Annotated in this window: 12 protein-coding genes and 2 pseudogenes; 9 read left to right on the top strand and 5 right to left on the bottom strand. The window is 48.0% G+C overall.

All coding sequences use genetic code 11. The annotated features are described in order from the left end of the window. Positions 1–131: 131 nt before the first annotated feature. A pseudogene (locus tag F7Q90_RS23595) lies at positions 132–602 on the top strand (transposase); the annotation flags it as partial. 403 nt (positions 603–1,005) lie between these two features. Here F7Q90_RS23595 and F7Q90_RS23590 read toward each other — a convergent pair. Further along, positions 1,006–1,626 (bottom strand): recombinase family protein, encoded by a 621-nt coding sequence (locus tag F7Q90_RS23590; RefSeq protein ID WP_006122260.1) that lies wholly within the window; start codon positions 1,624–1,626, stop codon positions 1,006–1,008. A gap of 479 nt (positions 1,627–2,105) precedes the next feature. Here F7Q90_RS23590 and F7Q90_RS23585 point away from each other — a divergent pair, with 479 nt between their 5' ends. After that, positions 2,106–2,732, top strand: coding sequence for a ParA family protein (locus F7Q90_RS23585; RefSeq protein WP_044243371.1), 627 nt, complete (start codon positions 2,106–2,108; stop codon positions 2,730–2,732). Positions 2,733–2,776: 44 nt separating this feature from the next. Beyond that, positions 2,777–3,004, top strand: a complete 228-nt coding sequence (locus F7Q90_RS23580) for a hypothetical protein (RefSeq protein WP_020314634.1) — start codon at positions 2,777–2,779, stop codon at positions 3,002–3,004. A 215-nt stretch (positions 3,005–3,219) separates the two neighbouring features. On the opposite strand, the pseudogene F7Q90_RS23575 reads toward F7Q90_RS23580, so the two are convergent. After that, a pseudogene (locus tag F7Q90_RS23575) lies at positions 3,220–3,633 on the bottom strand (DUF4113 domain-containing protein); the annotation flags it as partial. Between F7Q90_RS23575 and F7Q90_RS27750 the strand changes: the two are divergent. Beyond that, positions 3,617–4,282 carry a LuxR C-terminal-related transcriptional regulator gene (locus tag F7Q90_RS27750; protein ID WP_044243375.1) on the top strand — a complete coding sequence of 222 codons (666 nt, stop codon included), beginning with the start codon at positions 3,617–3,619 and terminating at the stop codon, positions 4,280–4,282. The pseudogene F7Q90_RS23575 and the gene F7Q90_RS27750 overlap by 17 nt on opposite strands. A 79-nt stretch (positions 4,283–4,361) precedes the next feature. Here F7Q90_RS27750 and F7Q90_RS23565 read toward each other — a convergent pair whose 3' ends face one another. Both F7Q90_RS23565 and F7Q90_RS23560 read right to left on the bottom strand, forming a co-directional pair. Continuing rightward, positions 4,362–4,844, bottom strand: coding sequence for a GNAT family N-acetyltransferase (locus F7Q90_RS23565; protein ID WP_006122261.1), 483 nt, complete (start codon positions 4,842–4,844; stop codon positions 4,362–4,364). Continuing rightward, positions 4,835–5,119, bottom strand: a complete 285-nt coding sequence (locus F7Q90_RS23560; protein WP_044243377.1) for a type II toxin-antitoxin system TacA family antitoxin — start codon at positions 5,117–5,119, stop codon at positions 4,835–4,837. The genes F7Q90_RS23565 and F7Q90_RS23560 overlap by 10 nt, the downstream gene beginning before the upstream one ends. A gap of 510 nt (positions 5,120–5,629) precedes the next feature. Here F7Q90_RS23560 and F7Q90_RS23555 point away from each other — a divergent pair. Then, positions 5,630–5,998, top strand: coding sequence for a TraY domain-containing protein (locus tag F7Q90_RS23555; RefSeq protein WP_346265405.1), 369 nt, complete (start codon positions 5,630–5,632; stop codon positions 5,996–5,998). Here F7Q90_RS23555 and F7Q90_RS23550 read toward each other — a convergent pair. Beyond that, positions 5,985–6,335: a hypothetical protein gene (locus tag F7Q90_RS23550; protein ID WP_044243379.1), complete on the bottom strand. Its 351-nt coding sequence runs from the start codon at positions 6,333–6,335 to the stop codon at positions 5,985–5,987. The genes F7Q90_RS23555 and F7Q90_RS23550 overlap by 14 nt on opposite strands. A gap of 473 nt (positions 6,336–6,808) precedes the next feature. Here F7Q90_RS23550 and F7Q90_RS23545 point away from each other — a divergent pair, with 473 nt between their 5' ends. The 4 genes from F7Q90_RS23545 to F7Q90_RS23530 are packed head-to-tail and all read left to right on the top strand — an operon-like array spanning position 6,809 to position 8,786. Further along, complete coding sequence (locus F7Q90_RS23545; protein ID WP_006122265.1) at positions 6,809–7,213, top strand: type IV conjugative transfer system pilin TraA; 405 nt, start codon at positions 6,809–6,811, stop codon at positions 7,211–7,213. A gap of 18 nt (positions 7,214–7,231) precedes the next feature. Continuing rightward, entirely contained in the window at positions 7,232–7,537 is a 306-nt protein-coding gene (traL, locus tag F7Q90_RS23540) for a type IV conjugative transfer system protein TraL (RefSeq protein ID WP_006122266.1), read from the top strand. 21 nt (positions 7,538–7,558) lie between these two features. After that, positions 7,559–8,125, top strand: a complete 567-nt coding sequence (traE, locus tag F7Q90_RS23535) for a type IV conjugative transfer system protein TraE (protein WP_006122267.1) — start codon at positions 7,559–7,561, stop codon at positions 8,123–8,125. Continuing rightward, the gene (locus tag F7Q90_RS23530; protein WP_006122268.1) at positions 8,112–8,786 is read left to right on the top strand and encodes a TraK domain-containing protein; all 675 of its coding nucleotides are present in this window, start codon (positions 8,112–8,114) and stop codon (positions 8,784–8,786) included. The genes traE and F7Q90_RS23530 overlap by 14 nt, the downstream gene beginning before the upstream one ends. Positions 8,787–8,859: the final 73 nt, after the last annotated feature.

The following is an 8,859-nucleotide window of genomic DNA, read 5'->3' as shown; positions in this document are numbered from 1 at the left end:
AGTGGAGGCGAAGTACCTCAAGGAGCCATGTCCGGTGTTTCACGCGATAGTGTCCATTAAAAAATGATGGACACTATTTTCCCGGAACCGGAGGGCGCTGCACAGACGGTCTGAATAAGACGCTTACGAAAAGCGTCAAATACCTCGGCCGATACCTGAAGCGACCGCCGGTGTCGGCGGCGAAGTTGAGGCACTACAACGGCGGTGCCGTGGTGCACCACTATTACGATTACCGGACGTACCAGTACCGGCAGCAGACGTTGACCCAGGAAGATATGATCGGGCGCTATATCAGTCATATCCCGGCGAAGCACTTTAAGATGGTGCGCTACTACGGATTTTTGTCCAGCCGGAAACGGGGTGAGCTGCTGCCGAAGGTGTATGAAGCCCTGGAGATGGAGGCGCGGAAAAAACCGGAGCAGCCCGGCTTCGCTGCGCTGATGAAGGAATTTCTGCGCACGGACCCGTACAAATGCATCCTGTGCGGCAACCGTTTGCGCTTTGTCAGCGCTCAGGCCGGCAGGCATGCGTCGGTATTAGTGGCAGAAAGACTGCACAGTATTGACCGGAAACGATGGCTTCTGGCACAGGCCGCAGGGTAAGTGCGTCTGAAAAACAGCTTTCAGGTTAAAAACACGCCGAAAATGCCATTTTATGACCATAATGTTCCCGATGGCACTTCATTACGGCATTGCAGACACTGCTGTTCATGGTCAGGAAATTTTTAAAACGATGATTCAGTTTCCTAACCATCGAGCGCCCTTACCGCAGCTTGGAAGTACAAAAAATGACCTTAACGTACAATAATTTCCGATATCCAAACTGACCCCAGGAAGGTTTTAAACAGCCCGTCATGGGGAACCGGTGACTTCCCGCCCTTTCCTTTTCTGCCTGACATTCCGCTTCTCCGTTGGTTTAAGTGTACTCATCCGGCAGTATTATACCGGAGCTGAGGTCCTGGTACCTTCTGTTTCTCCGGGGGCCGTTCCGGGGTGGTACGGGCCCTTACTCTTTAGCATTGTTGCAGACGCGGATGACAGTCATTTTTGATACGCCAGCCAGGCGGGCAGTTTCACGCAGTGATTTTCCGTGATTCAGGCGCAGCGTACGTATCAGCTCATGTTTCTGCGCATCGGCTACCCTGCCCCGGTATTTTCCTTCGGCTTTCGCCTTACTGATACCTTCCGCCTGGCGTCTCCGCCGGTCCTCGTAGTCTTTTCTGGCAATGGCGGCCAACATATCCAGCAGCATGCCGTTGACGGCCTTCAGCATGCTGCGGGTGAAATCATCGCCGACGACGCTGGCCAGAGCCAGATGACTGGTTGGCAGGTCCAGACTGACGATGGCCAGCTGCTTATCGGTGATTTGCTTTCGCAGTATTTCCCACCCCGTGTCGTCCAGACGGGAGAGTCGGTCTACCTGCTCAATCAGGATGGCATCCCCCGGCTCTGCATCATCCAGCAAGCGTAACAGTTCCGGCCGGGTCATCGTGGTACCAGAGGCATTGTCCACGTACCATCCGGCGATGCGTTGGCCATGCTGACGGGCAAATTGTTTCAGTGCATTTTTTGCGCGGGTTGCATCCTGTCCAGAAGTGGATGCACGCAGGTAGCCAAAAATGAGCATTTTCACCTTTCTGGTTACGTTTAAGTGGTCTCACTATTGATGGTATCAGTAATATGGTCACAATGATACGGATTGTCATGCTATGGATAGGTGAATTTGAGGTATACCCTAATGTGCCATGCTGACGCGCCCTCTAGGCTTGTCCAACCCCTCGCCTGCTCAGAATCAAGTTCAGAGCTGACTCGCGGTTTCGATTAAACACTGTGGTGGAATAGCCAGGCATTGGGACGTTTAGTATCGGAGGTTTCTATGTCAGGACAAGTCCGGTCGCCTTAGCCATTCAACAAATGAAATCATGCTATAATTAAATCATGATTTCATTTGTTGTATCGTATTGTAATTTAAATGATTATAAATTTCATGTTTTAATGAAATCATTAAATCATGATTTGATATTGTTCCTTTACCTCAGCTATGTCATAGTTAGCTTAGTTGTAGAACTTGATAATGAAATCATGATTTAATGAAAGGGTGATATCATGGGAAAGGTTATATCGATCGTTGGTCAGAAAGGCGGTGGTTCAAAAAGCACCAAAGCTAGAACGCTTGCTGTTGGATTTTCAGAAGCTGGATGGAAGACGCACCTGGCTGATATAGACACCAAACAACAAACCTCACTGAAGTGGACAGAACGACGCGAGAAAAGTGGGCTAAGCACGATTGATTGTGCTCTTTACCGCCGGGTTGAAACGGCTGTCAGGATGAAAGATAGCTGTCATTTGCTGATCATCGATGGGCGCCCTGCAGCAGAGACAACATCACTGGATGTCGCAGATGAATCTGACCTCGTCATTATTACCACGGGGACTACTATTGATGATCTAGAACCCTCACTTGAACTGGCTCGTGAATTGATAAAGAAGGGGATTGATAAGAGCAAGATTGTCTTTATCGTTTCTAAATCACCATCTCAATCGCAGGGCGAAAAAGCTCAGGAAACTATCAAGGCGTGGGGTTATAAAGTAATCAATACAGTCATCCCCTTCAAAACCAGTTACGGCGAAGCTCTGGATACTGGACGGGCATTACATGAAACGCCATTCAAATCGTTGAATGAGACTGCAAAACAAATGATTGAAGAGATTCATGATATAATTAATTCATGATAGCATGATTTAACGATATCATTATCTTGAGCATGAGGAAGTTTATGAAAGGCCCTGGTAAATCAATTAAAATTGAGCCCCCGAAAGAGGACGAACCGACACTGGATGTTACCGGAAAAGGGGCTGTTCCAGATTCGGCTGTCAAACCTATCCAAATCAAAGTTCCGGTGTCGAAACATAAAGAAATGAAAGCATATGCAGCAGAGCAGGGGATCTCGATGACCGATATGCTCCTTGCTGGGTATGACATGTACAGAAATAAAATGAAATAATGAAATAATGAAATAATGAAATAATGAAATAATGACATCATGAAAACATTATTTCATGATGTCATTATTTCATACGATTTTTTAAACCTGTCTCTAGCTCCAGAAACCCTCGGTTTTGCACTCCATCGATAATGACATATATGTTTGAGCGAACCTGAAAATTACATGACTTCATGACTTCATGACTTCATGACTTCATGACTTCATGCTGTTTTTTAACAGAGCCTTGCTGAAGGAATGTCCGCCCATCTTGTCGTATATGCTGGCGACAGTAAATCTCGCTTCATTTGCCAGTCAGGAGCGATGCCTCGTCCCGCAAACCATATTTTCCCCAGACCAGAATGGTTAATACCGTCCACGACCTTCATCAGCTCATCGCTGTGCGGTCGCGGCTGTTCTCCATCGAAGAGATTCAGCTGCGCAACGCCGCTCGGAGTGAAATCGTTAAGCATTATCCCCGCTTTGGCGTAACGGTGGCCATCGAGCCAGATCCTGTCTAGAGATCTGACCGCCGCCGCGATGATATCTCGGGTGTCACGGGTAGGTGTGATCAACTTCTCAGTGGCCACGTTTCCGTAGTACGGTTCATTAACTGCAAAAGGTGAGGACTTGATGAAAGTGGAGATGTGGTACATAAAAGATGCAGGTCATCGTTATGTTGATGCAAATATCAATTTTTTGTCACATTTTTTGCATGATGGCTTAGCTTCTGTCATAGGACTGGATGATAGAGATATTTCTATTGCGTCAGGTAGAGATATTAACCTTATGCATGATTTTGAGACACATGCTATAGTGCATAAGAAAAATGTAACTCTTTTTTCTTATGGCTATATGTGCAATAAGGATAAAGTTAAATCATTTGTGATTAATATCAAACCATTAGCTCTATCAAATGAAAGCATGATTATGGTATTGATATCTGAGCTTTCTTGTATGAATCATAGTGTAGATTGGTTATCTAAAGTATTAAGGATAGATTCTCTCCCTAATACTGAGCGACTATTGCCTTCGTATGAAAATGATGACCCTCGCTTAATTCTCACTGAAAATGAATGGGAGGTTTCTTGGTTGCTAATATGTGGTTTTTCAATTCGTGGAATAGCAAAATATTTAAATGTAAGTACCAAAACTGTACAGGTAAGAGCAAGTAGCGCTTATATGAATTTAAGGGTTTATGATAAATGTGGATTGTTAAAAGTTGCTGAGAAATATAACTGGGTTAATTTTGTTCCTGAATCATTTTTGGCTCTGCCTGCATTAATTAGGATCTCCTGACTTAATTAATCTCGATGAAATATATTTATCATCATGCTAAATCACGACCGAAAAGGTCGTGATTTTACGTAGAGCAGTATCAAATTTTATAAAATAGCGTTTGTGGGGATAGTGGTGACTGGACAAAGCCAAAATACTCGTAGAACTGCCGTGCCTTATCATCAATAGCATGAACCATTACGGCTTTAATACCCACCTGATCGGCAAGATTTGATACTCGTATTATAGCATCATTAAGTAGCCATTTACCGAAACTATGGCCCTGTGTACAGATATCAACAGCCAAACGACCAAGGAGAATAACAGGTACTGGATCTGGCATATTCTGGCGTAAACTGCGCCCCAGGTTGACGTGGCTTACTGACCCCGTTGCTATTGAGTAATAACCGACTACACGAAAAGTACCTTCCAGGCAGATAACAAATGTCCTGGATGCATTAATACGCTGATTTTTCAGCGCACGGCGTACGAGCCAGTCACTTAACACATCGTTTCCACAATCAAATGGCTGGAGGTTGTGTTCTTCGGTCAGTAAGGCTGGAGATGTGACATTTATTTCCATTCCGGTTTTACGTTCATCAGGCGATGACGACCTTCAATATTCTCAACGGGTGCTTCCAGTTGCTCGATAAAGGCCTGGTAACGGGCATCATCCAGAACAAAGACCCTTTGATCCAGAATGATGTTCTGAGCTTCATGCACTGCTTTCTCAATAATAAAATCAGTACGATTCTTATTAACCAGACTTGCTGCGTAGTCGATAACCGCCCGTTCCTCATCTGTGGCTCGTACGTTGATCTGTTTATCACGAGTTGGTTTCCGGGTGAACATTTGCATAGGTTTGCCCTTATTGGTAACAGATTGCTATACGTCAATGATAACCCTGAAGGTAGCAAATTGCTATACGTATTTGTGAGATTTAGAGGATCGGCAGGCTCGAAAATCCGCATCTTCAATCTGAAGTTATTTTGATAAAAATCAAAAAAACTCACCCCGTATTTGTGTGTCTTTTAATCGTTCTTTTGATTATTGACAAAGTAATCAATGATTAAACTGTCAATATGTATATTTGCACATTCTACAGCTGTGGAATTGGATCCCCCTTCCATTTCATTTAAAAAGCCCCTGATGTATCCAACACCAGGGAAACCCCATGAGTCAGAAAACAACCGCAGAAGACGAGTTGGTGCGTCCTAAATCGGCTTTGTTGAATAATAGGTAATCATTCTGTTTTGTCTGCACTGTTTTGGTAGAAAACGCTGATGCCAGACAGAACACCGTCATACGCAAGCATGTAACGCATTGATTTTATGTTATCTGAAACAACCGTTTTCATAGTACCACAGCATAAAATCCATTTATTCAACAAAGCCTCCTAAATCTATCCGCGTACTGCTTACTCAGGAAGACAGTGAGAAATTGTCTCAGCTCGCGAAAAAGGGAAAACGTTCCCGGCAGCTGGAAGCCATGCTCCGGCTCCATGACCACCTTAAGCTGTTCTCCCGCATTCCTGACGACTGGAAGGTTGACGAGGAAGGAACGGTACAAAGCAAAAAACTGACGGTGATCCTCACCGCCAGAGCGAGTACAAAACTGTCGGACGTGGCCGGCAAAGCAGGGCGCTCCCGCGTACAGGAGGCCACCCTTCGCCTGCATGACCACCTCAGGCGCGTTCCCGAAATCCACGGGGATTATTATGAAATCACGACGCTGTGACTTTCTTCCTCTTTCTTCTGGGAGGTGTATGGTCATGAAGTGCATTGACCAGCGTTCTGATTGCTTCCCTGAGCGACTCGGGGAAATGCCGGACATCGATAAAGCCTTTGTTGTCCGTCAGGTCCTCGCGCTGCAGAACAACTTCTCCGGGGTAGATCCCCAGGCTCTGGCAGATGATGTCCCTCTCTCTCATTGTCATGTCGGTTCGCCCGGTCAGTATGTTTCGCAATCTGCCGCTGCTCAGACCGGTGAGGCCGGAAATTTTTTCGTAAGTCAGCTTCCTGCTGAATATTTCATCCCTGATGATCTGCACCGGAGGGTAAATATCAGATTTCATCTGGTCTGACCTCATGGGTGAAAATCGCCTCAGGAGACTGTGGAGGGGTAAAACATCCCCAATAATCGCCTGAGGAGATCGTAGTTCATTTTGTTGATTTAGATCAATTTACATAACCAATAAGGAGTAGGAGACTCGCGCTGACAAATTGGTTTCAGGTAGTGATTGTTGTTTATGTTTTGTTTAAGTCTGGCTGACGCTCTGTAATAAACAGGTATCCGTCAGCAGAAAATTTTATTTGTTCCTTCACCGAATTTTCTTTCACCGGAAAAACCGGCGGGCTTCCCTTTGCCCAAAATCCGTCGGGTGTGTTTATTCCCCACGACAGGCGTGACGCCCTGGGGCGGTAGCGTGCCTGAGTGATGGTTATTTCTCTGTTTATTTCTGAAGATATTTCCCCGCTGTGTCTGCTTTGCGGGTGCAGCGGGGGCATATTTGCCCGTTCGTTTAATCATTTTATTTAAGGAAAGAAAATGGCTGATATGTCAGTTATCAATCAGGAGACGGGGCTTTCCCGTCAGGGCGAGCGTAAGGGACTGCTGTTCCGCATGGTGTCTGCAGTGAAGTCAGTACCGACGCTGCTGAACAACAAAACCGCTAAGGCGTTGTTTAAGTATGTTGCGGTACCGCTGGCGATCTGGCTTGCCGCGCGCGGTATGGCGCATGCCGATGATTTGACTAAAGCGGGCAAACAGGATGCGGAGGATACGTTCGGTGCGGATTCCACCATGATGTATTACTTCATGCTGGCGGAAGTGGTGCTGGTCTTCCTGCTGTACCTGCGTAGCCACAACCCGGCCACCTTCCTCTTAATCCCTGTGTTTATAGTGGTGACTAAGATCATCTTTGCCATCATCGCAGCCCGTTCCGGGAGCTGATTTTCAGGAGCATAAGCGATGAATGAGGAACGCGCTGCGCGCTTCATGTTTCCTCAGACGCTTACAGAGCAGGCGGGGCCGGTGGGCCTGCCAACCGATGAGACCATAGCCCTCTTTGGTCCGATGGGCTGGGGGTTCTGGACCGGACAGTATGTGACCGGGCTTGTCGTCTCCATTCTGCTCTGGGTTTGTCTGAAACATTTCAAAAAGGGCAGGGGAACCACCTGGCTGCTCAACGCCTGCTACTGGTATCTCCCGTCGTCTCTCTTCAAAAGCATGTACAAAGTCATCCCCGATTCTGCTTACCGGTTATGGCTACGCTGAACCGCATCATGGAGGCATCCCGTGGACCTGAAGGCAAAACGTCTTGCGGCCCGTTACACATCTCTCACGTTTATCATTCTGCTGGGGCTGTTCGGACTGTCGCTGGGCGGCAACATTCTTGCCTGGCTGCAGATTGACACCCTGATTAACAGCCACGATGAAACCTATATCCCGATGGGATTCGATTCGCCTTTCACCCTGTCGCGCAACCGCGCAGATGCAAACTATCTGGAACAGACTGCCGAGTCGCTGGTGTTTCTTCGCTACAACGTTTCACCCGAATCCGTCAGGGCAAACCACAAGGCCCTGCTGCGTTTCTTCGACAATGAGACCCGTCCGGCCATGCAGGAGGTTCTGGCTGATGAGGCACAAAAAGTTATCGACAATAACGTGACCACCGCATTTTACCTGTCCGGTATGGATACGTACCCGTCAGCCGGCATCGTGGATATTCACGGCACGGTTCAGCAGTGGATCGGGAATCGTAAGCAGCTTCCTGAGGACAAAACCGTCCGTCTGGAACTGCGTTATCAACGTGGTATGACCACCATCAAAGATTTCAGGGAGAAGGTGGATGAGAAAAAATAGTCCTAAATGGCTGGCTGCTGCACTGGCCTGCTGGTGTGCCGCCGTCCTGGCGGAGCCGGTGGCCCTGCACGCGGTCAACATTCCCGTCAGCCCCGACAGCCAGGTCAGGGTCGCGCTCAGCAATACAAACCCGAACCTGCTCGTGGTGCCCGGCGACCGCATTATTGCCGTCGACAGCGCGCAGGGGATGTTTATCAATGATAACCGGGCCATGGGGCAGTTGAACGGTGGCGTTCAGTTGATGACGGCACAGACAGCACCCTTCACCTTTTATGTCAGGACGGAGGGCGGGCTGACCGTTTCAGTTGTGGGCGTCCCGCAGAAACGTGACGGACGCGTGCTGCACTTTATCTCCGACAGGCCGGTTCATCATGAAGCCGCCCGTCGCTGGGAAACATCACAACCCTATGTTCGCCTTCTGACGGACATTCAAAAAGCCGTGCTGGCGGGCAAGGTGCCGGAAGGCTTTGCTGAAGCACCTGTCGCCGCGCTGCCGCCATTCAGCCTCCCGGCCTGGCTGAGGGTCGAGCCGCTCACCATGTGGAACGGCGGTGAGCTACGTCTTTATCGTCTTCATGTCCGTAATGCCGGCAGCGCGGTGCTGAACGTAAGCGTCACATTTAAACCGTCTGTGCAGCGGGCTCCGGTTCCGGGAAAATAGTGTCCATCATTTTTTAATGGACACTATCGCGTGAAACACCGGACATGGCTCCTTGAGGCGCTTCGCCTCCATT

Source organism: Pantoea stewartii subsp. stewartii, from assembly GCF_008801695.1.
In the GTDB taxonomy this organism is placed as follows: Bacteria; Pseudomonadota; Gammaproteobacteria; order Enterobacterales; family Enterobacteriaceae; genus Pantoea; species Pantoea stewartii.
Note: the sequence above shows the minus strand (reverse complement) of the source record. Positions and strands in the feature narration are given on the sequence as shown.

Coding starts and splice junctions, on each gene's coding strand:
- F7Q90_RS23585 (WP_044243371.1), top strand. CDS start 2,106: ATGGGAAAGGTTATATCGATCGTTGGTCAGAAAGGCGGTGGTTCAAAA.
- F7Q90_RS23560 (WP_044243377.1), bottom strand. CDS start 5,119: ATGCAAATGTTCACCCGGAAACCAACTCGTGATAAACAGATCAACGTA.
- F7Q90_RS27750 (WP_044243375.1), top strand. CDS start 3,617: ATGAAAGTGGAGATGTGGTACATAAAAGATGCAGGTCATCGTTATGTT.
- F7Q90_RS23550 (WP_044243379.1), bottom strand. CDS start 6,335: ATGAAATCTGATATTTACCCTCCGGTGCAGATCATCAGGGATGAAATA.
- F7Q90_RS23590 (WP_006122260.1), bottom strand. CDS start 1,626: ATGCTCATTTTTGGCTACCTGCGTGCATCCACTTCTGGACAGGATGCA.
- traL (WP_006122266.1), top strand. CDS start 7,232: ATGAATGAGGAACGCGCTGCGCGCTTCATGTTTCCTCAGACGCTTACA.
- F7Q90_RS23545 (WP_006122265.1), top strand. CDS start 6,809: ATGGCTGATATGTCAGTTATCAATCAGGAGACGGGGCTTTCCCGTCAG.
- F7Q90_RS23565 (WP_006122261.1), bottom strand. CDS start 4,844: ATGGAAATAAATGTCACATCTCCAGCCTTACTGACCGAAGAACACAAC.
- F7Q90_RS23530 (WP_006122268.1), top strand. CDS start 8,112: ATGAGAAAAAATAGTCCTAAATGGCTGGCTGCTGCACTGGCCTGCTGG.
- F7Q90_RS23580 (WP_020314634.1), top strand. CDS start 2,777: ATGAAAGGCCCTGGTAAATCAATTAAAATTGAGCCCCCGAAAGAGGAC.